Raw genomic sequence first — 23,420 nt, forward strand, 5'->3', positions numbered from 1 at the left:
TCTAACAACCGCCAACCCGGGGTAAAGGCTTAGCTGTAAAGGTCCTTGGCGCGGGTCTCAAATGCCTGAACAATCCGGTGCATGGCCTCGTTGAAGACCACACCGATAATGCCCTGTAGGATGGCATTCTTGAATTCGAAGTCGACGTGGAACGAGATGTTGCAACCGCCGTCGTCGGCGTCCGCGAATTGCCAGTCGGATTTCATGTATTTGAATGGGCCGTCCAGATATTCGGTATCGATCCGTTTTTGATCGGCAAACAGGGTCACCCGACTGCCAAACCTTTCGCGGAAAACCTTGAACGAGATCACCAGATCCGCCTCCATCACCTGTGCCTCACCCGCCGCGTAAGTCCGTCGAATACGGGCGGCAGCGCACCAAGGCAGAAATTCGGGATACTTGGCCACATCCGCGACCAGCTCGTACATCTGCTGTGCAGTGTAAGGAAGGTGACGAGTTTCCGAATGTGTTGGCATGGCGTCCGGTTTTTCAGGTGACAATGGCGCGTCATGTCGTATGTTGCGCGCCAAAGATCAAGGGGGCAGCGATGAGCGACCGCGCATATGTGATAGATACGATGATCTCGGCCAAGGCCATTGCGGCCCGAATCGAGGAATTATGCCGGGAAATCACTGCGGAATTCGGCGGCACTGACAAGCTGGTTGTTGTCGGCCTGTTGCGTGGAAGTTTCGTCTTCATCGCCGACCTGGTGCGCGAACTCGACCTGCCGATCGAAGTCGATTTCCTTGAGGCATCCTCGTACGGCGATTCGATGGAAAGCAGTCGCGAAGTACGCATTCTCAAGGACTTGCGCGGTGCAATCGAAGGGCGCGACGTTCTGGTCGTCGAAGATATCGTCGACACGGGTCATACGCTGAACCACGTCACAAAGCTGCTGCAAAGCCGCAAGCCAAGCCGCCTAAAATCTATAGCCCTGCTAGACAAGCCCAGCCGACGCGAGGTCGATTTCCGGTCGGACTGGATCGGGTTTGAAATCCCCGACGAATTTGTCGTTGGATATGGGATCGATTACGCGCAGCGCAATCGTAATTTGCCGTTTATCGGCAAGGTAAGATTTGTCGAAGACTGAGAAGGACAATAATGTAACCGGATTCCAATAGTCAAAGTTGCTAGGCACCTTTGAATTCACCAATTGGAATATCATTGGACAACACCCTAAACAACAGATTACCCTCCAACCATCTTGGGAGGTTTCCGCTTATGAAAGTAATGTCTGTTGGTCTTCTAGCGACTTGCGCAGTCGCCGCTACGGTTGGTTTTGCGGACGCAAAAGACAACAAGGGCAAAGGCAAAGGCCCAGACAAGTCGAAAATCGAAAAGTCGATAAAGACCAATAATGGCGTTGGTGTACCGCCTGGACAGATCAAACGTTATACGCGAGGTCAGAAACTCCCGAACGATCTGAATTTCGACTATCTAGATGACCTGGACGGCTGGAAGTTGAAGCCACTGCCGGTCGGTCAGCGGTATATCCGCGTGAACGACGAAATCCTATCGATATCAGATGACACTAAGACAGTCATTGATGCCGTTGGGATAGTGAGCGATCTGGTAAACTGAAGTTTCAGCTAACAAGAGATCGAATTGCGGCGACAAAAACATCTACTCCTACCGGGATAAGTGCGTCCGGGAAATCGTAGTCTGGGTTGTGCAATTGTGGGTGATCCTGCCCTGACCCCAGCCAGAACATTGCCGCCTTCGCGCCTTTCCCAAATTGCCCAAAATCCTCTGAGAACTTTTGCGGTGTCTTGGTCAATTCGCAGGGAACACCGCGCTCGGTACACGCTGTCACGATGGTTCTCACAGCTTCATCATGGTTGGTGCAGGCTTCAAAGACATCGTCATAAGTGACTGCAACCGCCAGCCCATCAGCAGATGCAGCGTTCCGCGCCAACGCTTCCGCCTCGGCCATCAGGCTTTTCATCCGCCTGTCCGATACGGTGCGCAGTGTTACCCAAATCTCGGCCTGCCCCGGAGAGATACCGAATGTGGCCTCACCCAAACTGGCGTGCGTAACTGTTGTCAGCGCGAAATCGGTATCCAACGCGCCACCTGCACCCAAATCCGCAAGCTTCAACATCAGCTCAGACACCGCCCGCGCCGGAGATATTCCGTCCTGAGGTGCCGCCGCATGAGACGTCTTGCCAGTCAAGGTAACCCTCATCCCGCGTGAGGCGCAATTGGCCGGTCCCTCACACAGCTCTACCGCACCCAATTTCAACCCTGGCAGATTGTGCAACGAGAACACGTAATCCGGCGCGATCTGGTCGAATTTTAGGTCTGCGCGAAAGGCGATGGCCCCCTGTCCGGTTTCCTCAGCCGGTTGGAATATCAAAACCACCCGGCCCTTTGTCGGCCGCTGGCGCGTCAGTTCTTCCGCAACGCCAAGCACTATCGTCATGTGCCCGTCATGCCCGCACAGATGCCCCTTGCCAGGTACTTTCGACACATAAGGTTGCGTATTCAGTTCCTGAATCGGCAGCCCGTCCAGTTCGCACCGGATACCTACAGTCGGCCCCGGCTGTCCGCCGTCAAATATCGCCGCAACTCCATGGCCGCCGAGGCCGGTCAAAACCTGATCCGCGCCGTATTCACGCAGCAACTCCGCCATTCGGGCAGCGGTCTCACTCTCTTGCCCGGAAAGTTCGGGATATTGGTGAAGATCGTGACGCAGGCGTGTCAGCTGCGCATGCGTTTCAGGTGTCACCCCTGCTCCAGTTTCTTCTGGCGGGCATCACGCAATCGGGCAAAATCATCCCCCGCGTGATAGGATGATCGGGTCAGAGGTGTCGCAGAAACCATCAGGAACCCCTTGCCAAAGGCCGCCTTTTCATATGAGGCGAACTCTTCCGGCGTTACAAACCGGTCCACACCGTGGTGTTTGGGCGTGGGTTGCAGGTACTGGCCGATGGTCAGGAAATCGATGTCGGCGGCACGCATGTCATCCATGACTTGCCGGACCTCTTGTTCATTCTCACCTAAGCCAACCATGATACCCGATTTGGTAAAGATCGACGGGTCCAGTTCCTTGACCCGCTGCAACAAGCGCAGCGAGTGGAAATAGCGCGCACCAGGACGCACTTCGAGATACAAGCCTGGCACGGTTTCAAGGTTGTGGTTGAACACGTCCGGCTTGGCCTCGACCACAGTTTCAAGAACGGATGGGTCACATTTCAGAAAATCAGGCGTTAGGATTTCAATGGTCGTCTTTGGTGACCGATGCCGGACTGCGCGAATTGTCTGCGCAAAGTGTTCGGCACCGCCATCCTTGAGATCGTCGCGGTCTACAGAGGTGATCACGACGTGGTTCAAACCCAGCTTTTGTACGGCATGCGCAACGCGCCCGGGCTCAAACGCATCCAGAGAATCGGGACGACCAGTTGCAATATTGCAGAAGGTACAACCACGTGTGCAAATCTCACCCATGATCATCATGGTGGCGTGGCCCTGGCTCCAACATTCGCCGACATTCGGGCATCCAGCTTCTTCACATACAGTGACGAGATTATTCTCGCGCATGATCTTGTGCGTGTCTGCATAGCCCTTACCGCCAGGCGCTTTGACACGTATCCACTTGGGCTTTTTTGGCTGCGCATTGTCTGGACGATGCGCTTTTTCGGGATGTCGTTGTTCTGGGATCTTCAGATCACGCACGGCTGGCTTTCCTGACTTTGGGTCAATTTGCTTTGCCCTAACATAGTACGCTCACGCAGACTATGCCACCCGGGCATACCCGTCATGCAAGGCAGGTTTGCACTCGCAGTATTTCACGACCAAATTAATGCCGTTTCGGAAGATTTACGTATTAAATAGCAAGCCTTAAAAGTATATTGCAAATGCAGCATTTCAGGCGTTGAAGACAGTTTAGAACTGTTTTAATCCACTTCTAATTCAAATGTGAATCACAGGAGCCCGTAGATGAAAACCGGCGCAAAACTGCCTTCCGTTACCTTCCACACCCGCGTCCGCGATGAGGCAATCGAAGGATCCAACCCGTTCCGTTGGGAAGACAAAACAACCGCGGATTACTTCGCGGGCAAGCGCGTCATCCTGTTTTCCCTGCCCGGCGCGTTCACGCCCACATGCTCGACCTACCAACTCCCTGGCTTCGAAAACGGCTATGCTGATTTCACCGCCAAAGGTATCGATGAAATTTACTGCATGTCCGTGAATGACAGCTTTGTCATGAACAAATGGGCGCAGGATCAGGGCCTGAAGAATGTGAAGGTCATTCCTGACGGCTCGGGCGAGTTCACCCGCAAAATGGGTATGCTGGTCGATAAGGAGAATCTGGGCTTTGGCATGCGATCGTGGCGCTACGCTGCCATTGTGAACAACGGCGTGGTCGAGGCGTGGTTCGAAGAGCCCGGCCTGATGGATAACTGCCCCGAAGATCCCTATGGCGTTTCGTCGCCTGAAACCCTGATGAAACATCTGGACGAAGCCAAAGAACCGGCGCTGGCCTAAGAACTCTCAGGCTTATGCATCAAAGGCTCGCCAGTGGCGGGCCTTTTCTAATGGCGGGTCGCGGTCACGATGTCTTCGCCAACACGTCGAATAACGTCGGCCAGACTGTCGAACCAATCTTCATGCCCTGTAGAAAGGCGTCGAACCAACCCGACCGTCCGCGCAGGCTGGGGTGCCCCGAACCGCATAAGTTTGAGTCCCGGCACTGCTTCGGTTTCCGAGCGCGCCGCCAACTCGGGCATGAGTGTCAGGCCGAATCCTTCGGCGACCAGTCGCGACAGCGTCGCCAGCGAAGACGCCCCCATATTGATCAGCCCGCTGCTTCTGTCCTGGCCACAAACCTCAAGCGCTTGATCCGTCAGGCAATGCCCGTCATCCAACAACATGAGCTGTGCGGTTTGTAAGTCCACCGGGCGCAAGGCATCAGGATCCGTGCGCACCGTTCCAAGTCTTCCAGCGCTTCCGGCAAGCAGAAAGCGATCCTCAAACAACGGCAACTCGAACAATTCGCTTCCACCGGCGGGTAAGGCCATCACCCCGGCATCGATTTCTCCGGCGCGCAACATGGAAAGCAAGCGCTCTGTTCGGGCCTCACGAATCTGCACCCGCAGAGACACGTCGGCTGTGCGCAGCCCGGCAAGCACTCCGGGCAATAGATATGGGGCTATGGTCGGGATGATCCCAATCGCCAAAGACCGGTGCCCAACGGAATGATCCTTTGCGAACTGATCCAGCCGATCCGCTGCGCCTAAGACCTGACGCGCATAGTCCAGAACATCGCGCCCCAACGGCGTCAGCAAAATGTCGCGGGCCTGACGTTCGAACAGCGGACCGCCCAATGTTTCTTCCAACGCTTTGATTTGAACCGACAGAGCGGGCTGTGAGACGTGGCAGACTTGCGCCGCACGGCCAAAATTTCGCTGATCCGCCACCGCGTTGAAATATTGAAGTTGTCTGAGGGTAAAATTCATAGGGCATTCCTATCACTACACCCCAGAACCTCAACCTCAAGTTATAATTTACTACCCGATCAGGCGAGTTTTTTCTGCCTGTTCTTCGTAGTGGCGCTTGAGGCGTTGCAAGGCGATCCGCAATACGATCTTTCCGGAACGCGCCGACCAGCCCATTCGTTTTTCGGCCAATTCCAGCCCCTCAAGATAGCAACAGCATCGCAACGCAACATCGCTCAACCCCGGCCCCAGATCCGACAGTGCCCGTTCGACCCGAGCGCGCGCATCTGACGACCCCTGCCCTTCATAACTACCGTTTGAGAAACTTCCCCGTCCACCCGCGGTCAGAAAGTGATCCCAGTTTTGCGCGACCTTCGGACCTATCTGCGACAGCTCAAAGTCTTCGCGCAGACGTTCGCCGGCACCGACCAGAGATTCGTCCAGAAAGTGTTTTCCGTCCTTGTCTCGCCTGCGTGCCAACGCAATTAGTGGGCTTTCGGCCGCGCTGTAACGAATGCGTCTCGCTGACTTGTCCTGCCTGTTATTGCCTTGCGGCTGAAACGGAGATTGTGCCTCGGCCATCCCGAACTCGTTTCTGGCGCGTGCTTTGTTCTCGGCCTCGGCTATCAGTTGACTTAGCGCCGACCGCCCGGATGATGAAATACGATAGCGAGAAATACGTCCTGGATTATCGCAAGAGATCCAGTCATTCAGCGCCAAAGCTTGCGCAATCGTGCATTCCACAACTGCAGTTCTTGTGGTCCCACTGACTCCGGTGTCGCGGACGACTACGGCCTTGTCCATCTCTTCCGCTACAGCCAGAACAGCCCCGGTTTCACAAAGGCGGCGTAGTATGCGCAGCACCTCGCGGTTAAAGTCTTCGTTTTTGGTTGCCGTATCCTCGGCCTGCAACCCCAAAGGTTCGTTCAAGAACCCGGAACGCTCCTGCGGATCCGAGAAATGTTCTTCTGCCAACGATTGCAACGCGGCATCCACCAACGGATCGTCCCGGCGCATCTCAATGCGTCGGATTTGTCTGAGTATGGTTGACGCATGGCATCCCACTGACCGCGCGATATCGCGGATTGATTGACCGGTTTCGGTATGCGCCAGGTACCTCTGAGCCCCTTCAGGCACCCACGCCGGAATGGTGAAAGCCATGTTTTCTTGCATAGTTACTTGCCCTCGTCGACAAAACAATCTGTTCTCAATCGCCCCCGGTGAATGCGTTAACCAATCCTAACTAGAGCCGCTTTCGTTACTCGTTCGTTAACCGGGAGAGACAACAATCAGATTTGATTCAAAATCATAAACACTCATGAAGTCAGAGTTCGGAGGGAACCCCCACAAGGCAACACTCGCTTAGGTTGTGTGACAAATGACTATCTTCAGTTCAACCAAGGGAACACCGAAATGCAGGACCTGATGACCATGATTACAACGCTCCGCCGCCCACGCCTGCTGGCCCGGGCTGCAAAGTTTGGGGCGCAGGACTATGATCGGGACCGGCACCTACAACGCGTTTTGGGATACGGCTCACTGCCCGGTACAGGGTCTGCACTGGTTCGTTTGTTGGAAATGGAAAAAGAGGTTAACGCACAAAGGCTGGCCGAAGACGCCGCCTATTCGCTGGTCCGTCATCTGGATCTGTTGATTGCGTTGTTGGGCGAGGCGCAACTGTTCAAAGCCAGCCGCGCCTCGCAGTATCAATGATCAGGTGAAGGCATCCGGCATGGATGCTTTCTTTTCCGCCACGTATTCGTTCAGTGCGGCATTGAGTTCCGGGTCGAGTTGGGGTTGCTGGTAGTTGGCCAGCAGATGTTCGACCCGCGACGTGGCCAATTGGCGCGTATCGCGCCCGCCTTCGTCTTCCCAGGTTTCGAAGGGTTTGTAGTCCAGAACCTCGGATTTCCAGAACGCGTCCTTGAAATTTGCCTGTGTATGGGCGCAGCCCAGATAGTGGCCTCCCGGACCAACCTCGCGGATCGCATCCATCGCCTGTGCATTCTCGTCATAGGCCACGCCTTTGGCCAGGCCATGAAGAACACCTAACTGGTCGGCATCCATGACGAATTTTTCGAAGTCAGCAACCAGTCCGCCTTCGAGCCAACCGCATGAGTGCAGCATGAAGTTCACGCCCGCCATCAGACCCATGTTCAGAGAGTTCGCGGTCTCATAGGCTGCCTGTGCGTCCGGCAGTTTCGAACCGCAGAACGACCCGGCCGAGCGGAACGGCAGGCCCAGGCGACGCGCCAGCTGGCCCGCACCATAAGTGACCATAGACGCCTCGGGCGTACCAAAGGTCGGAGCACCCGAATTCATGTCGATCGACGATACGAAAGCACCAAAGATTGCAGGCGCACCCGGACGAATGATCTGACTATACGCGACACCGGCCAGAACTTCGGCCAGAACCTGCGTCAATGTGCCTGCAATCGAAACCGGCGCCATCGCACCGCCCACGATAAAGGGCGAGATGATACAGGCCTGATTGTTCTTCGCATAAACCTCCAGCGCGCCCATCATCACATCGTCGAAAGTCATCGGCGAGTTGATGTTGGTCAGCGAGGTCATCACCGTGTTTTCCTGAACGAACTCCTTGCCGAACAGGATCTCGCACATCTCAACCGAGTCCTGCGCGCGGCTGGGATCGGTGACCGAGCCCATGAACGGCTTGTCCGAAAGGGTCATGTGCGCCATCAGCATATCCAGGTGACGCTTGTTCACTGGTACGTCGGTGGGTTCGCACACGGTTCCGCCTGAGTGGTGAAGCCACTTAGACATATAGGCGAGTTTCACAAACTTGTTGAAATCGTCCATTGTCGCGTAGCGACGACCACCTTGTGCATCCCGGACAAACGGAGGTCCGTATACCGGGGCCAGAACAAGATTGCGGCCACCAATAACCACCGATTTCTCAGGGTTGCGCGCGTGCTGCGTGAACTCGCTGGGCGCAGTTTTGATCAACTGGCGGGCCAGACCACGCGGAATGCGGACGCGCTCGCCATCTACATCGGCACCGGCATCTTTCCAACGCTTCAGGGCTGCGGGGTTATCGACAAAGTTAACCCCAACTTCGGCCAGAATGGTTTCTGCGTTGGTTTCGATGATTTCCAACGCTTCCTCGTTGAGAACCTCGAAGTTCGGAATATTCCGTTCGATATACTTCGCGGTTTCGATGCGTACCGCGGTGCGTTCGGCCCGGCGGGCGGCGCCACCGCCACCTCTTGCCCGACGCCGGGTGTTTGCCTCTGCCATGAGAAGATCCCGTCTATTGGTTGGTTTGGTCAGTTTGTTACAGGAAGCATTTGATGCACAGCATCTAATTAACGGCGCTATAGGGGGAAAAGCGACATCCAAAGGAACCAAAACCGTCAGACAATTGCCCCGGTCAGGAAAGTTCTTTCTCCATCAGAATGGTGTTCTTGCTCATCTCTTTCTCGCCCCAGCCCAAATGTAGGTACATAGATACTGTTCTCTGCATTGATTTATGCGTTCGCAGCCTGAGCATTGTAACGCCCGAATCCCTGGCTTCCTGTTCCGCTATTTCGATCAACCGCCTCGCCAGTCCCGCCCCTTGTGCCTTTGGCGATACGGCGAGATTGAAGATCATCATCGCAGAATCCACTTGGTCAAAAACAATGAACCCGGCGATGCCCTCATCCATCGTTGCAACCCAAGCCTGATGCACTGTGATATCGTCACCAACTCCGTCCGTAACGTCGGGCAGATCAGGAATATCGCGCATCGCATCTGAATAGGCCGCCGCAATGCAATCAGTGACGGCTTCGGTGTCAGCAGCACCGGCGCGGCGAAACTCAATCTCGGACATCTCGCGGCCTTTCTGTTTAATCCTGAGGCACAATTGCACAAATGACGTCATAGCGCTTGCACATGCAAGGCTTGCAACCTAATAGCCAACCATGACCCAAGACACCCATGACCGCCTTCTGATCATCGACTTCGGCAGCCAGGTTACGCAGCTTATTGCCCGCCGCCTGCGAGAGCTGAATGTCTATTGCGAAATCCACCCCTATCAGAACGTCACGATGGACTTCGTTCGGGAAATGGCCCCCAAAGCCGTGATATTCTCGGGCGGTCCGGACAGCGTGACGCGCGAGGGGTCGCCACGGGCGCCGCAAGAGATCTTTGACTACGGCGTGCCGATCCTGGGTATCTGCTACGGCCAGCAAGTGATGATGCAGCAACTGGGCGGCAAGGTTGAAAGCGGGCACGGCACGGCAGAGTTTGGGCGTGCATTTGTTACCCCGCAGGCAAAGCTGGATATTCTGGATGGTTGGTTTGCGGATGGCGACGAGCAAGTCTGGATGAGCCACGGCGACCACGTCAGCGAAATCGCGCCCGGGTTTGACGTCTTTGGCACCTCTCCCAATGCGCCTTTCGCGATTACGGCGGACAGCACGCGTCATTTCTATGCGGTTCAGTTCCACCCCGAGGTGCACCACACCCCCAAAGGCGCGAAGCTGTATGAGAACTTCGTCAAACTCGCCGGCTTCAAGGGTGATTGGACGATGGGCGCCTATCGCGAACAGATGATTGAAAAGATCCGCGAGCAGGTCGGCGATAAGAAAGTGATCTGCGGTCTGTCGGGCGGCGTCGACAGCTCGGTCGCGGCGATTCTGATTCACGAGGCGATCGGCGATCAGTTGACCTGTGTCTTCGTCGACCACGGGCTGCTGCGCAAGAACGAGGCCGAGGAAGTCGTCGGCATGTTCCGCGACAACTACAACATTCAACTGATCCATGCGGATGAAAGCGATCTGTTCCTGGGTGAGCTGGAAGGTCAAAGCGACCCGGAGACCAAGCGCAAGATCATCGGCAGGCTGTTCATCGACGTGTTCCAGAAACACGCTGACACAATCGACGGAGCCGAATTCCTCGCCCAAGGCACACTGTATCCGGACGTCATTGAATCGGTGTCCTTCTCGGGCGGCCCCTCGGTCACGATCAAGTCCCACCACAACGTCGGCGGCCTGCCGGAAAAGATGGGTCTGAAACTGGTTGAACCCCTACGCGAGCTATTCAAGGACGAGGTCCGCGCGCTGGGTCGCGAACTGGGCCTGCCGCAGAGCTTTATCGGCCGTCACCCCTTCCCGGGCCCCGGACTGGCGATTCGCTGCCCCGGTGAGATCACCCGTGAAAAGCTGGATATCCTGCGCGAAGCGGATGCAGTCTATATTGACCAGATTCGCAAGCACGGTCTGTATGATGACATCTGGCAAGCCTTTGTTGCCATCCTGCCTGTGCGCACTGTTGGCGTCATGGGCGACGGGCGCACGTATGACTACGCCTGCGCGCTGCGCGCCGTGACGTCTGTGGATGGCATGACCGCCGACTATTATCCGTTCAGCCATGAATTTCTTGGCGAAACGGCCACACGCATCATCAACGAAGTCAAAGGCATCAACAGATGTACTTATGACATCACATCAAAACCACCCGGAACCATCGAGTGGGAATGACAAAAAAAGCCGGGCTTTGTCCCGGCTTTTTTTGTGTTTCAAGCGTACCAAAATTCTATATTTATCAATTTGATACAGCGAGAGGTTTGCAGGCACCGAAATGGACAACGCCAAACCACAGATTGGCAAAGCTGCGCTCTGGATGACCGGGGCGATTGCCTCTTTCTCGTCCATGGCAATCGCAGGCCGCGAACTAAGCGTGACGCATGATACTTTCGAGATCATGTTCTACCGCAGCCTCGTGGGAATCTGCGTTGTCGCTTTGATTCTGACCCTGACGCGAAAGTGGCATCAGGTGTCGACCGAACGGATTGGTCTTCATGGGATCCGGAATGTGCTACATTTTACAGGGCAGAACCTGTGGTTCTACGCGGTTGGCGTCATTCCTTTGGCACAGGTTTTTGCGCTGGAATTCACGCAGCCCATATGGGTCATCCTGCTGTCTCCGCTTTTATTGAAAGAGCGCCTGACGACTGTTCGCATGATGTCTGCATTAATCGGTTTTGCAGGAATTCTGCTGGTTGCGCGCCCGGGCGCTGTACCGCTTAATGCCGGTGTCGCGACCGCCGCTCTTTCTGCTATTTTCTTTGCCTTAACAACGATATCGACAAAGTCCCTCACCCGCTTTGCCAGCATAGGGTGCATCATGTTCTGGCTGACGGTTATGCAAGCTGCGCTAGGGTTAATCGCGTCCGGCATCGACGGTCAGATTACTTTGCCCTCGGCTAGCACGGCGCCGTTTCTGCTGTTGGTGGGTTTGGCCGGACTTCTGGCGCATTACTGCATTACAAATGCGCTGGCGATTGCCCCGGCAACGGTAGTGGTACCATTTGACTTTGCCCGCCTGCCCACAATCGCAGTCGTCGGCATGGTTTTGTATCACGAACCACTGGATCACTGGACCTTGTTGGGCGCGGGCGTAATCTTTTGCGGCATCTTTTTGAACGTTCACGCCGAGAATCGTAACAGTTTGGCAACACTCCCACGGGACACTCAACTCAAGTAACGCACGGTCACCAGTTGACGATAAAGTAAACCTTAAGAAAGTATCGAGCACCACAATGCAGGTCGGTCCCGCACCACACATTCACAGGCACTGACCTTCAGGAGACCTAGAGGGAGGAACTAATGAAAAAAGCGCTTCTACAGGCGTGCGCGGTATGCGTTGGCGCGACTGGGGCTTACGCTGGCGGACTTGATCGTAGCGGTCAGGGCGTCAACATTCTGTTTGAGGAAGGCTCTGTCGTACAGTTCCGTTTGGGGTATGCAAACCCTGACGTGAGCGGCGAGCAGAATGGCGTCGATTCCGGAAACATCGCCAATAGTTTCTGGACGCCACATCTGGCGTACAAACATTCGTTTACCGACCAACTGGATTTCGCGATCATCTACGACGAACCCTACGGCGCAGATGTCGAATATCCATCGAACTATCCTTTGTCGCAGAACCCATTGGCCGGTTTTGGTGGTCGCACAGACGTATTGCGCGCAAAGGCGGATGTTGACGCAATCACCGCCCTGGTACGCTATAAATTCGATGGAGGCTTCAGCGCCATCGGTGGTATCCGCGCTCAGCGGGCCAAAGCAACCGTGGCTGTACCGGTCGTTGCCGGGTACGAATTCGAGTCCGGCTCTGAGGTTGATTTCGGTTACGTCGTCGGTGTCGCGTGGGAACGCCCGGACATCGCGGCACGTGTCGCACTGACCTACAATTCGAAAATCACACATGATTTCGACTCGACAGAGTCCATTAACCGGAGACCACCGCCCGTCCCTGCACCGCTCGTGACGTCGGAAACCGAAACAGAAGTTGTGACTCCTCAATCGGTGAATCTGGACTTCCAGACCGGTGTCGCGCCTAAAACGCTGCTGTTTGGATCGATCCGCTGGGTTGACTGGCCGCAGACAGTTCTGGCACCGCCGGTTTATACCGCCGCTGCACAACAGAACCTGGTTGACTACGCGGACGACACGTTCACGTACACTCTTGGTCTTGGCTACAAGTTCACCGAAGAGTTTTCTGGCGCAATTTCTGCGGGCTATGAAACGTCCTCGGGTTCTGCAGTCTCCAACCTCGGCCCAACCGACGGGTTCTGGAGCCTTGGCGTAGGCGGTACATACACGTTTGAGCAGGCGCAGATTTCGGGTGGCATCCGCTACACCGACATCGGAGATGCGACCACCACCACAGGTGGCCAATTCTCGGGCAACTCGGCGTGGAGTGTCGGTCTGCAGCTCACTTATACGCTGAACTGATCCTCTTAGGGATATCCAAACCAAAGCCCCGCCATTTTTGGCGGGGTTTTTCTTTGCTCAATTTTCCTGTCGAACAACGCCTTTGGGAATGCAAGAAGGGCCATGGAACCTCAAAAACATCTCTCACCAATGGCTTGGACCGAACTTTTACCCTGGGAAAATCTGGGGCGCATCCTTTATCAAAATCCGAGTTGCCCCGGACGCGATCCCGGTCATGACTTCGGTTCTGCATCGTGTTTGCTGGGCGATGCTGGCGCTGTGGATCGTAGTTTGGGTCAAAAAGCTGAGCGTTCCAACCAGTCCGCGCGTCTGGAGCGCGTTTCTGAAGGTGGGATTGTTAAATAATGCAATCCCACTTCACGTATGGCTTGGGGGCAGCTCTATATCGAGACCGGTCTGACATCGATCTTGAATGCCGCAACCGCCATTTTTGGCGTTCTGATCGCCGCCATCTTTTTCAAGGATGAACGGCCGACCCTCGCGCGCGGTGTGGGTGTCGGTCTGGGTTTTCTGGGCGTTGCAATTGCAATTGGACTTACGAATTTCGCAACCTTCGACCCTCAAAGCGTCGCTCAGCTGGCCGTTATCACCGCCACTGTTTCATACGCCTTCGCGGGTGCATGGGCTAGAATACAGTTGTCAGGACTGTCCCCCATTGTTGCGGCCGCTGGCATGCTGATTGGTTCGACCAATCTGATTTTGCCTGTTTCGCTGACAATCGGCGCGCTCCCTCCTTTGAACCTGCCAGCGATCACATGGGTGGCGATTGCTTAATACGCCCTGATCGCGACCGCCGGGGCGTATTTGCTTTACTACCGCGTTCTTGCGATGGCGGGTGCTGGAAACTTGATGTTGGTGCCGCTTGTCATTCCGCCCGTGGCCAACGTACTGGGCACTGTGATACGCGACGAAGCCTTACCATCGCAGGCCTTTCTGGGATTTGCAGTGCTGGCGGTCGGACTACTGATTCTGAACTGGTCCCGCTCACGTGATTGACGCCGCCCCCTGCCCGTTTTAGCTAGGTCAGAAAAAGGGACAGCGGACAATGATCTACAGCTCGGCAATGGACTGGCGCGAAGCGGCCCGGAAAAAAGTGCTGTTCTTCGGCATGTCGGGGCTGGGCAAGACCTATGTGTCAAACGTTCTGCGCGACTCCGGAGACTGGTTTCACTACTCGATCGATTACCGCATCGGCACCCGATACATGGGTGAATACATCATCGACAATGCCAAGGCTGAGGCGATGAAGGTGCCTTTCCTGCGCGACCTCCTGCTGTCGGATTCGATCTATATCGGCTCGAACATCTCATTCGAAAATCTGACGCCGGTCGCCACCTATCTGGGCAAACCGGGCAACCCCGAACTGGGCGGGCTTGAACTGACGGAATATCGACGGCGGCAAGAGCAGTTTCGCCTGGCTGAAATCCACGCTCTGCTGGATACCGAGTATTTCATCGACCGCGCCAAACGCCTTTATCAGTATCCAAACTTCATTTGCGATACCGGTGGGTCTATCTGCGAGTGGGTCGATCCTGAGGACCCTGCAGATCACGTCCTGTCCGAGCTGTCCCGGCAAACCCTTATGATCTGGATTAAAGGCGATGAAGATCACACAGCCGAACTGATCCGCCGTTTCGACAAGGCACCAAAGCCGATGTCTTATCAGCCCGAGTTTCTGACCCGGGTGTGGGACGAATACCTCGCCGAACATGGTTATGCGCCCGAAGACGTCGACCCGGACGCCTTTATCCGCTGGACCTATGCCCGCGCATTGGCGCACCGCCAGCCGCGCTATCAGGCCATGGCGGACAATTGGGGTGTCGCGGTCACTGCTGACGACATGAACAAGGTCCGCGATGCCGGTGATTTCGATGAGTTGATCGAACGCACCCTTGAGACCCGGGCAAACCGGGCTTAATTACCGCCTCTACACAATAACTCCAAAGGCTTGCACCTGATGCCGATCAAGATCCCTTCCGACCTACCTGCTTACGACGTTCTCACCAAAGAGGGCGTCATGGTCATGGCAGCGGATCAGGCGATGCGTCAGGACATCCGTCCTTTGCGGATCGGGTTGTTGAATCTGATGCCCAAGAAGATTCAGACTGAAAACCAGTTTGCGCGTCTGATTGGTGCGACTCCGCTGCAGATCGACCTGTCGCTTATCCGCATGACGGAACATCGCACGAAGAACACCGCCGCCGATCATATGGCCGAGTTCTATCAACCCTTCCAAGAGGTGAAGGATCAGAAGTTCGACGGCCTGATCATCACCGGCGCGCCGATCGAACATTTGGAATTCGATGACGTCACCTATTGGGACGAAATGACCGAAGTCTTTGAGTGGACGCAGACAAATGTGCATTCCACCTTTGGTGTCTGTTGGGGCGGGATGGCGATGATCAACCATTTCCACGGCGTTCGAAAGCACATGCTGGACGCCAAGGCCTTTGGTTGTTTCCGACATCAGAACCTGGTCCCTGCATCCCCGTTTTTACGCGGCTTTTCAGACGATTGCGTCATACCGGTCAGCCGGTGGACGGAAATGAAACAAACTGAGATCAACGACGCACCCGGTCTGACGACGCTTCTGGGCAGCGAAGAGGTTGGTCCTTGTTTGGTCGAAGACCGCGCGCATCGCGCGATCTATATCTTCAACCATTTCGAATATGACAGCGATACGTTGAAGCAGGAATATGACCGCGATGTCTCGAACGGGACCCCCATCAACGTGCCGATGAATTATTATCCAGACGATGATCCGTCGCAGCCGCCACAGAACCGGTGGCGCAGCCACGCGCATCTGCTTTATGGCAACTGGATCAATGAGATTTACCAGTCCACCCCGTTCAACATGGAAAACATTGGTCATTAAAGCTCTCATATTCCTTGGCCTCGTCTTATCGGGCCTGACCCTGCTGGCCTTCTGGCGCGCAGCTCACAACGAAGCGGCGGCCGAGGCCAACTTCCCCCCTGAGGGTGAATTGGTCATGGTTGACGGGGTCGCCGTACATGCGGTGGTCATGGGCGAAGGTCCCGATGTGGTTCTGATCCACGGGTCCAGCGGCAACACCCGCGACATGACGTTTGCCCTTGCGCCAATTCTGGCCAAAAACTTCCGTGTGATCGTCTTCGACCGCCCCGGACTGGGCTATAGTGACAGCTTCAACCCAAACGGCGAAACCATTGAGGAACAAGCGCTAATCCTGCAAAAGGCTGCAGCCCAACTAGGGGCCGATAGACCCATTGTTGCGGGACAAAGCTATGGCGGGTCCGTGTCGCTGGCTTGGGCCGTCACGCGGCCCGAAAACATATCCGCCCTTGTCCTGATCGCACCAGCTGCAATCCCGTGGGAGACGCCGCTGGATGGCTTCAACAAGCTTGCGTCAACCCCGGCAGGCAACACTCTTGCCCTGCCCCTGATCACCGCGTTTGTCCCCGAATGGTACGTGGAAAAAGCGTTAGACAAGGTCTTTGCCCCTCAGGTTGCGCCGGAAGGATATTCACAGCACTTCGGCCCCGGCCTGACGATGCGGCGTGCTTCGATGCACGCCAATGCCAAGCAGCGAGCAAACCTGCTGGACGAAGTGCGCGCGCTGCAGCCCCGTTACGGCGAGATTTCTGTGCCGACAGAAGTCGTTCATGGAACGGCTGATACAACTGTCAGTTTCGCATGGCACGCCGAACAGCTGATTGACCAGATCCCCAATGCCGAGCTAATCGAACTTCCAGGGATTGGTCACATGCCACAGGTCGTGGCCGCACCCGAAGTTGCATCAGCAATCGACCGCGCTGCTGAGCGTGCAGGTTTGCGTTAAACCGCCAGCTAATCCATAGTAGGATATGGATTTTATGGCGAGGTAGCGTATGGCACGTTCGGACAAAGGTTCCATTGAGAAATACTTCCGCAAGGAAGCCCCGAAAGACGTGCGGTCGGCCATTGAAAAAGCTAAGAAAGACGACATCCTGAACCCGACCTATCCTTACGAAGAACGCATGAAGCGTAAGGATTACGACAAAGAGATGGAATTGCTCCAGATCGAGCTGGTCAAAATGCAATCCTGGGTCAAGGAAACAAACCAACGCATCGCGATCATTTTCGAAGGCCGCGATGCTGCGGGTAAAGGCGGTACCATTAAACGCTTTCGCGAGAACCTCAATCCGCGCGGTGCCCGCAACGTGGCGCTGAGCAAACCCTCTGATACCGAACGCAGCCAGTGGTATTTTCAGCGTTACATACAACACCTGCCTGCGGCCGGAGAAATCGTGTTCTTCGACCGTAGCTGGTACAACCGCGGGGTGGTTGAAAATGTCTTTGGCTTTTGCGAACCCGAAGAACGCGAGCGGTTTTTCCGACAGGTTCTGCCGCTGGAAACAGGGTTGGTAAACGACGGGATTCAACTGTTCAAGTTCTGGCTAAACGTTGGACGCGCGGAACAGTTGAACCGGTTCTTGTCACGTGAGACTGACCCGCTAAAACAATGGAAACTCAGCCCAATCGACGTTGCAGGGCTCAGCAAATGGGACGAATATACGCAGTCGATCTCAGAGACTCTGACCCGCAGCCACACAGATCATTGCCCTTGGACCATTGTTCGGTCAGATGACAAGAAACGCGCCCGAATTGCGGCCATTCGAACCGTTCTGAACGCGCTGGACTACGATGAGAAAGACAAAAAAGCTATCGGCAAGATCGACCCCCTGATCTGTGGCGGGCCCGAGGTTTGGGACGCGTGATGACAATTTCGCGCTCTGTTACCAGCAAGTGTTGGACGAACCGGTATGCGTGGATTATGTCTTGGTTCCCCAAGGCTTAAACAAAAAGGCTCGTGACACAGGCATGGCGAAACGCGGGTATCACCACGGCAATCTCAAGCAAGCCTTGATCGAGGCCGCCCTGTCGCTTGTCGAAGAAAAGGGCCCGACCGGCTTTACTCTGTCCGAGGCCGCAAAAACTGCAGGCGTAACACCGGCCGCGGTTTATAGGCATTTTCAAGGGCGCGAGGATCTGATCGCCGAGGCGGCGCGTCAGGGGTTCGAAATGTTCGCGGACCTGATGCAATACGCCTATGACACAGGCCAACCTTCGGCTCTGGCAGCTTTTGAGGCAACGGGTCGGGCTTATCTGGCTTTTGCCCGCAAACACCCTGGCCACTACATCGCCATGTTTGAAAGCGGGATATCCGTAAACCGAACGCCCGAATTGGCGCTGGCTGCGAACAGGGCCAAAAGCGTGCTGGAAAAGGCGGCTGGCGATCTTTCCCAGCATATCCCACCGGAAAAGCGACCTCCGGCGTCGATGTTCAGCGCCCATATCTGGGCCATGAGCCACGGCGTTGTTGAGCTTTATGCACGCAACACTGGTGCAAGTTCACCATTCCCGCCAGAGGATCTACTGGAAAGCGGTATCGGTATTTATTTGCGGGGCTTGGGACTGGTGCCGCAGGACGACTGAACGCAGTTAAAACATCGGTCGTGGTGCAGGGGCGCTGAGACCCGACGTGACATTGATCAGGTCCATCGACCCCATGCCCTTGATATCAACCGGACCCAGATCGGACACCTGAAACTCGTCGATCAGGGCATATTTCATCTCTTCCGGGGCAACGATTTTCATCGGATTCGCAAAGACTTGCAGACGTGAGGCGATGTTCACCGCCGGGCCAAACACATCGTAGACGTATTTCTGAATACCCACGACCGAACCGACCGCAGGCCCCATACCCAGACCGATCCGGGCCTGCCATTTATGCGGATGGCTTTCGTTGCGCCGTTCGAGATACCGAAGGAACCGGACTGCACAGTGGGCGACCGCCGTCGCATGGTCCGGCGTGGCATCCGGCATACCCGAGACAGCCAAATAAGCGTCGCCGATGGTCTTGATCCGTTCGCACCCGTATTGTTCGACGATTCTGTCGAAAGCCGTGAAGATGTCGTTCAACTCGCTGAGCGTAACGGTCGGGTCGGTCTTGGCCGCAAAATCCGTAAAACCCACAAAATCCAGCATCACGACCGATACTTGATCGTACAGTTGCGGGGTGACGACACCGAAGGTTTTGAATTCCTCGTACACAGCGCGCGGCATGAGGTTCAACAACAACCGTTCGACACGCTCTTTCTCGCGTTCCAGTTCGCGCGTGTTACGCTCGACCATGGTCGAGTAGCTGTCGATCATGCTCTCAAGCTCGCGAATGCGAGTGATGTTCTGAAACTCCACCACCAGCACCTGCTCGGACAGGCCACTGGCCAATGAAACTGCGACGGCGAAAATCAGCGTTCGGCGCTTGGGTTTGACCTGCAATTCAACCGAATAGCGCAAGCCCGATTGTTTGACGTCCTCAAGCTCTTTTGGATCAAGATCAGGGAAATAGTCCAAAAGGGTCTGACCTTCGGTCGGCGCGCCAAACCATTCGGTAAACGGACCGTTGTGGAACACGAAACCCAAATCCGACGCCCGTACAACTGCGACACCCACACCGATCGCACGCAGCAACTGTTCATTTATCGCCAGGATACTCATGCGGCGTCGCGCGCCACGATTATTGCCCGCTTGGACTCAATGGCATTAAGCGCAATCTTTATATGTGCGTCTTCCATACCATGCATCGAAAGGGCCTCACTAAAGAGCGCAGCCATTTCGTCAAAATCGGCGTGAGAGATTTTCAGATGACGATGGACGGCCTCAATTCTGTCATCGCTAAAGGACGCGGGCCCGCCAACCAAAGAGGAAACGAACTTGGTTTGATGATCGATCAATCGGGGCATGTCTATGTCTTCGAAGTGGCCGCCGATCTGATCAGACTCCAACGCCATTTCGTAGAACGTCATAACGACCCGAGAGATCGTTTTGAAGCCACCGTATTTTTCGTAAATAGTCTGCCCCACGACACAAAACCCAAACGTTAAACACCACTAACGTCACGAGGTTATATCATATTGACAGTTTTGTTAACGCTTATGACGCGAACGCGGCGTGCAGCGACCATTCAGGTGGTCTTACTGTGACTTGAATTCAAACGCTCAGATCGTCGGTACAGGGAATGAAACCTACGTATCCCCCCTGCTCCAGCAACCGCGTTTGGCCGCCAAAACGCCAATACAACTTACGTCCAGTGGCCTTTAGCTCTCGCCGAAGACGGAACCAAAGCGGCCCCTTGTCCAGTTCAGAGTTGGTTTTTACGTCCTGTGATCGCTCGCTGACTTTTACCTCTTCGACCGTCTGATCCTGTTGTTTCGACCATATCATCTGCACCCCAACTGCTGGAAAACACTGATACATCCGCCAATCCGGACGCGGAATTGAAACGAAGTCGTCAAGATGATCAGAATAGCTTTCGGACCAAGCCAGCAGTTTTTGGCAAGCCCGCTGCGACAGCACGTAAGCCGCAGCACTTGGCGCCATCTCTAGCATGGGCCGGACGTTTACGCCCGCGATACGGGCCTCGGGCCCAAAACGAAGGGACTTGGGCGAATAGTCAAGTTTGACTATGTCAAAGGCATCTGGGTCTTCCAACAAAGCTGAAATTACAAACCCTGCCTGAGCAGACATTTCGACGTCATCTTCGAAAACGGCCACGGCATTCAGGTTTTGATCCACGGCCGTTTGCCAAACAGCACGATGGCTTTCGAAACAAGCGATTTCGCTTCGCCGCAAACCCCACCGGCTGCCGGTACCAGGAGCATAGCCATTGGCATCCAGCGCGCCACTTTGCTGTGCGTCTGTCGCGCTGAACCGGGTGGCACCCGCTAGGCCACTATGTTCAAACTGCGCCTCCATGAAATCACAGCGTGCCGGGACCCGATCTAGGTTAATAAAAAAGGCACCCGTTTTTGGTGGCAGTTCCTGACGTCCCACGGCGTTTCCTTTCAAGCGGTTACGCCAGATACACACCGGTGAGGCGGACAATCAAGTCCGTGCTGGGGCAATAAGCATTGCGTTATGCCTATTCAGAATTAGAAGCCCCGATTAAGCTGCGCTGGGAAAACAAAAAACAGGATTCTTGTAATGACGTCTCATGGATATTCTGGCGGCCGCCTCAACCTTCCGTTTGTGGGCATTTCGACTTTTGGCAAGGCTCCGTATGTCATGAACTGGGACAAAATCGAAGCCGACGTCGCCATCATGGGAGCCCCTTTTGATTTTGGCACGCAATGGCGTTCGGGCGCCCGTTTCGGCCCAAGGGCGGTGCGAGAGGCATCGACCCTGTTCAGCTTTGGGCACGCAGGCGCGTATGATCACGAGGATGATGCCACTTACCTTGATGCTTCGGTCCGGATGGTCGATATTGGCGATGCGGATATCATTCACACCAAAACCGAAGAAAGCCACGCGAACATTCAGTTCGGTGTGGAAAAGATGCTGAACGCGGGCGCCCTGCCCGTTACCATCGGTGGAGACCACTCGGTAAACATCCCGTGTATCAACGCGTTCGAAAAAGATTGCGAAAAAAACGGACCCATCCACGTTGTTCAGATCGATGCACATCTGGATTTCGTAGACGAACGCCACGGCGTGACCGCCGGACATGGAAACCCTATGCGACGCGCAATTGAAAAGCCTTACGTTTCGGGTATGACACAACTGGGCATCCGGAACGTGTCATCAACAGCCAAAGAAGGGTATGAGGACGCCCGCGCCCGTGGATCCGACATTCTGTCCGTGCGACAGGTGCGCAAGCTTGGTACTGATGGCGTTCTGGCGCGCATCCCCGAGGGCGCACGGTACTATGTGACGATTGATATTGACGCGTTTTGCCCTTCTATCGCCTCTGGCACCGGAACGCCCAGCCACGGCGGGTTCCAGTACTATGATGTCCTAGAGATCATTCAGGGGCTTGCGAAACGCGGAGATGTGGTTGGAATTGACCTTGTCGAAGTAGCTCCGAACTACGACCCGACCGAGAGCACGCAGATTCTGGCAGCGCAGGTTCTGTTGAACTTCATCGGATTCATTTTTCACGAACGTGGCAAGAAGGGCTAAGCGCCCTTCCTGCCGAATAGATCATGCACTGATCGTGTTGTGTTCAGGGCCGTAGGGGAAGCCAGTGATGTTCTCAGCGCCGGTTTCCTCGACCACCAATATATCGTGTTCCCGGTATCCGCCGGCCCCCTTCTGACCCTCTGGAATCCACAGCATCGGCTCAATTGAAACGACCATGCCCGGTTCCAGAACCGTATCGATATCCTCGCGCAGCTCCAGCCCCGCTTCGCGCCCATAATAGTGGCTGAGGATCCCGAAAGAGTGACCGTATCCGAACGAACGGTACCGCAGCAGGCCTTCGTCAGCGAAGAAGCGGTTAATCTCTTCACAGATTCCAGAGCAGGTCGCACCTGGCTTGATCAAGCTCAGGCCCAGCTCATGCGCAGCAACGTTGGCCTTCCAAATACGTAGGCTTTCTGCATCCGGCTCACCCAGGAAAAGGGTCCGCTCCAAAGCCGTGTAGTAGCCCGAGATCATCGGGAAGGTGTTCAGAGACAGGATATCGCCCTTTTCCAGCGCCCGCTTGGTGACGGGGTTATGCGCACCATCGGTGTTCAGGCCGGACTGAAACCAGACCCAGGTATCGCGGTATTCGGCGTCAGGATAAGCACGCGCAATCTCGGCTTCCATTGCGTCGCGGCCTGCCATTGCGATCTCGATCTCGGTCGCACCTTCGCGGATCGCTGCATGAATGGCCGCGCCGCCTACGTCTGCTGTCCGCGCACCACCCTTGATCAGTTCGATCTCTTCAGCCGATTTCACCATCCGCGCAGCCATCGTGTCAGGCGCAATGTCGACCAGTTCAGGTGCGCCCAACATGTCCACCGCAGTGTCACGCATCGCTAGTGTCAAATGATCACCTTCAATGCCGACCCGACGCGCTGACCCGATCAGGTTGGCCACTGCACGCCAGTAGTTGTTCCGCTTCCAATCGGTGTAGATCACGTTCTCTTCAACCGACCGTCGCCACGGTTGCCCGGCGTCGATATTCGCCGACACCGTCGTGCAAACATCCTGCGTCACAACACAACCGTATGGGCGGCCAAACGAGCAGTACAGGAAGCCTGAGTAGTATGCGATGTTGTGCATCGACGTCAGCAAAACGGCCGGAATATCACGCGCCGTCATTGTTGCACGCAGGCTGGCAAGGCGACGATCGTATTCCGTGCGGCTGAACGGCAAAGGCGCCTTGTCGCCATTATGGCTTGTGAAGAACTCGGGGCGATTGTTCAGATCTTTCATCTTTGACTCTCCTCAACGCCG

The 23,420-nt window shown here is 55.4% G+C and carries 27 protein-coding genes; 16 read left to right on the plus strand and 11 right to left on the minus strand.

The features are described from left to right. Positions 1–29: 29 nt before the first annotated feature. Complete coding sequence (locus tag ACR0AK_RS08055) at positions 30–476, minus strand: type II toxin-antitoxin system RatA family toxin (protein ID WP_170557578.1); 447 nt, start codon at positions 474–476, stop codon at positions 30–32. Positions 477–547: 71 nt separating this feature from the next. Here ACR0AK_RS08055 and hpt point away from each other — a divergent pair, with 71 nt between their 5' ends. Together hpt and ACR0AK_RS08065 are read left to right on the plus strand one after the other, a co-directional pair. Continuing rightward, on the plus strand, positions 548–1,090 hold the full coding sequence (gene hpt, locus ACR0AK_RS08060) for a hypoxanthine phosphoribosyltransferase (protein ID WP_170557580.1): 543 nt from the start codon (positions 548–550) through the stop codon (positions 1,088–1,090). 131 nt (positions 1,091–1,221) lie between these two features. Next, positions 1,222–1,581: a hypothetical protein gene (locus tag ACR0AK_RS08065; protein ID WP_480792946.1), complete on the plus strand. Its 360-nt coding sequence runs from the start codon at positions 1,222–1,224 to the stop codon at positions 1,579–1,581. A 4-nt stretch (positions 1,582–1,585) separates the two neighbouring features. Here the strand turns inward: ACR0AK_RS08065 and ACR0AK_RS08070 are convergent, their stop codons facing one another. Both ACR0AK_RS08070 and lipA read right to left on the minus strand, forming a co-directional pair. Continuing rightward, complete coding sequence (locus ACR0AK_RS08070; protein WP_480792947.1) at positions 1,586–2,728, minus strand: amidohydrolase; 1,143 nt, start codon at positions 2,726–2,728, stop codon at positions 1,586–1,588. Then, on the minus strand, positions 2,725–3,675 hold the full coding sequence (lipA, locus tag ACR0AK_RS08075; RefSeq protein ID WP_170557586.1) for a lipoyl synthase: 951 nt from the start codon (positions 3,673–3,675) through the stop codon (positions 2,725–2,727). Before lipA ends, ACR0AK_RS08070 begins: the two co-directional genes overlap by 4 nt. Positions 3,676–3,939: 264 nt before the next feature. On the opposite strand from lipA, the gene ACR0AK_RS08080 reads away from it, so the two are divergent. Next, positions 3,940–4,488: a redoxin family protein gene (locus tag ACR0AK_RS08080; protein ID WP_480792948.1), complete on the plus strand. Its 549-nt coding sequence runs from the start codon at positions 3,940–3,942 to the stop codon at positions 4,486–4,488. A gap of 47 nt (positions 4,489–4,535) precedes the next feature. Here ACR0AK_RS08080 and ACR0AK_RS08085 read toward each other — a convergent pair whose 3' ends face one another. Both ACR0AK_RS08085 and ACR0AK_RS08090 read right to left on the minus strand, forming a co-directional pair. Next, positions 4,536–5,459 (minus strand): hydrogen peroxide-inducible genes activator, encoded by a 924-nt coding sequence (locus tag ACR0AK_RS08085; RefSeq protein WP_480792949.1) that lies wholly within the window; start codon positions 5,457–5,459, stop codon positions 4,536–4,538. Positions 5,460–5,510: 51 nt separating this feature from the next. Beyond that, positions 5,511–6,611 carry a DUF6456 domain-containing protein gene (locus ACR0AK_RS08090; RefSeq protein WP_480792950.1) on the minus strand — a complete coding sequence of 367 codons (1,101 nt, stop codon included), beginning with the start codon at positions 6,609–6,611 and terminating at the stop codon, positions 5,511–5,513. Between the two features lie 240 nt (positions 6,612–6,851). Here ACR0AK_RS08090 and ACR0AK_RS08095 point away from each other — a divergent pair, with 240 nt between their 5' ends. Continuing rightward, a complete protein-coding gene (locus tag ACR0AK_RS08095) occupies positions 6,852–7,151 on the plus strand; it encodes a DUF6477 family protein (protein ID WP_170559306.1) in 300 nt (99 codons plus the stop codon). Here the strand turns inward: ACR0AK_RS08095 and ACR0AK_RS08100 are convergent, their stop codons facing one another. Continuing rightward, a complete protein-coding gene (locus ACR0AK_RS08100) occupies positions 7,152–8,696 on the minus strand; it encodes a trimethylamine methyltransferase family protein (protein ID WP_170557594.1) in 1,545 nt (514 codons plus the stop codon). 133 nt (positions 8,697–8,829) lie between these two features. Then, positions 8,830–9,321 carry a GNAT family N-acetyltransferase gene (locus ACR0AK_RS08105; protein ID WP_480792951.1) on the minus strand — a complete coding sequence of 164 codons (492 nt, stop codon included), beginning with the start codon at positions 9,319–9,321 and terminating at the stop codon, positions 8,830–8,832. 40 nt (positions 9,322–9,361) lie between these two features. Here ACR0AK_RS08105 and guaA point away from each other — a divergent pair, with 40 nt between their 5' ends. From guaA to ACR0AK_RS08160, 11 genes are all read left to right on the plus strand, one after another. Next, a complete protein-coding gene (gene guaA, locus ACR0AK_RS08110; RefSeq protein WP_480792952.1) occupies positions 9,362–10,921 on the plus strand; it encodes a glutamine-hydrolyzing GMP synthase in 1,560 nt (519 codons plus the stop codon). Between the two features lie 100 nt (positions 10,922–11,021). Continuing rightward, entirely contained in the window at positions 11,022–11,927 is a 906-nt protein-coding gene (locus tag ACR0AK_RS08115; protein WP_170557598.1) for a DMT family transporter, read from the plus strand. Positions 11,928–12,049: 122 nt separating this feature from the next. After that, complete coding sequence (locus ACR0AK_RS08120; RefSeq protein WP_170557600.1) at positions 12,050–13,177, plus strand: OmpP1/FadL family transporter; 1,128 nt, start codon at positions 12,050–12,052, stop codon at positions 13,175–13,177. Between the two features lie 102 nt (positions 13,178–13,279). Continuing rightward, on the plus strand, positions 13,280–13,522 hold the full coding sequence (locus tag ACR0AK_RS08125; RefSeq protein ID WP_368040242.1) for a hypothetical protein: 243 nt from the start codon (positions 13,280–13,282) through the stop codon (positions 13,520–13,522). Between the two features lie 18 nt (positions 13,523–13,540). Continuing rightward, positions 13,541–13,951, plus strand: coding sequence for a hypothetical protein (locus tag ACR0AK_RS08130; protein ID WP_368040243.1), 411 nt, complete (start codon positions 13,541–13,543; stop codon positions 13,949–13,951). Positions 13,952–14,026: 75 nt separating this feature from the next. Beyond that, the gene (locus ACR0AK_RS08135; RefSeq protein WP_368040244.1) at positions 14,027–14,173 is read left to right on the plus strand and encodes a hypothetical protein; all 147 of its coding nucleotides are present in this window, start codon (positions 14,027–14,029) and stop codon (positions 14,171–14,173) included. A 49-nt stretch (positions 14,174–14,222) separates the two neighbouring features. After that, positions 14,223–15,095, plus strand: coding sequence for an ATPase (locus ACR0AK_RS08140; protein ID WP_170557602.1), 873 nt, complete (start codon positions 14,223–14,225; stop codon positions 15,093–15,095). Positions 15,096–15,134: 39 nt separating this feature from the next. After that, a complete protein-coding gene (gene metA / locus ACR0AK_RS08145; protein ID WP_170557604.1) occupies positions 15,135–16,052 on the plus strand; it encodes a homoserine O-acetyltransferase MetA in 918 nt (305 codons plus the stop codon). Beyond that, positions 16,042–16,995, plus strand: a complete 954-nt coding sequence (locus ACR0AK_RS08150; RefSeq protein WP_254452876.1) for an alpha/beta fold hydrolase — start codon at positions 16,042–16,044, stop codon at positions 16,993–16,995. The genes metA and ACR0AK_RS08150 overlap by 11 nt, the downstream gene beginning before the upstream one ends. Before the next feature lie 49 nt (positions 16,996–17,044). Continuing rightward, complete coding sequence (gene ppk2 / locus ACR0AK_RS08155; protein WP_480792953.1) at positions 17,045–17,914, plus strand: polyphosphate kinase 2; 870 nt, start codon at positions 17,045–17,047, stop codon at positions 17,912–17,914. Positions 17,915–18,017: 103 nt separating this feature from the next. Beyond that, positions 18,018–18,632, plus strand: a complete 615-nt coding sequence (locus tag ACR0AK_RS08160) for a TetR/AcrR family transcriptional regulator (protein ID WP_170557610.1) — start codon at positions 18,018–18,020, stop codon at positions 18,630–18,632. A 6-nt stretch (positions 18,633–18,638) separates the two neighbouring features. On the opposite strand, the gene ACR0AK_RS08165 is transcribed toward ACR0AK_RS08160, so the two are convergent. The 3 genes from ACR0AK_RS08165 to ACR0AK_RS08175 all read right to left on the minus strand — a co-directional run bounded on the left by ACR0AK_RS08165 (position 18,639) and on the right by ACR0AK_RS08175 (position 21,068). Next, complete coding sequence (locus tag ACR0AK_RS08165) at positions 18,639–19,697, minus strand: adenylate/guanylate cyclase domain-containing protein (RefSeq protein WP_480792954.1); 1,059 nt, start codon at positions 19,695–19,697, stop codon at positions 18,639–18,641. Continuing rightward, entirely contained in the window at positions 19,694–20,062 is a 369-nt protein-coding gene (locus tag ACR0AK_RS08170; protein WP_170557614.1) for a group I truncated hemoglobin, read from the minus strand. The genes ACR0AK_RS08165 and ACR0AK_RS08170 overlap by 4 nt, the downstream gene beginning before the upstream one ends. 127 nt (positions 20,063–20,189) lie before the next feature. Further along, a complete protein-coding gene (locus ACR0AK_RS08175; RefSeq protein ID WP_480793649.1) occupies positions 20,190–21,068 on the minus strand; it encodes a glycosyltransferase family 25 protein in 879 nt (292 codons plus the stop codon). 114 nt (positions 21,069–21,182) lie between these two features. Between ACR0AK_RS08175 and speB the strand changes: the two genes are divergently transcribed. Beyond that, the gene (gene speB, locus ACR0AK_RS08180) at positions 21,183–22,157 is read left to right on the plus strand and encodes an agmatinase (RefSeq protein ID WP_480792955.1); all 975 of its coding nucleotides are present in this window, start codon (positions 21,183–21,185) and stop codon (positions 22,155–22,157) included. 21 nt (positions 22,158–22,178) lie between these two features. On the opposite strand, the gene ACR0AK_RS08185 is transcribed toward speB, so the two are convergent. Beyond that, positions 22,179–23,399 carry an aminopeptidase P family protein gene (locus ACR0AK_RS08185; protein WP_480792956.1) on the minus strand — a complete coding sequence of 407 codons (1,221 nt, stop codon included), beginning with the start codon at positions 23,397–23,399 and terminating at the stop codon, positions 22,179–22,181. Between the last annotated feature and the right edge of the window lie 21 nt (positions 23,400–23,420).

It is taken from the genome of Ruegeria sp. BI12, assembly GCF_056537985.1.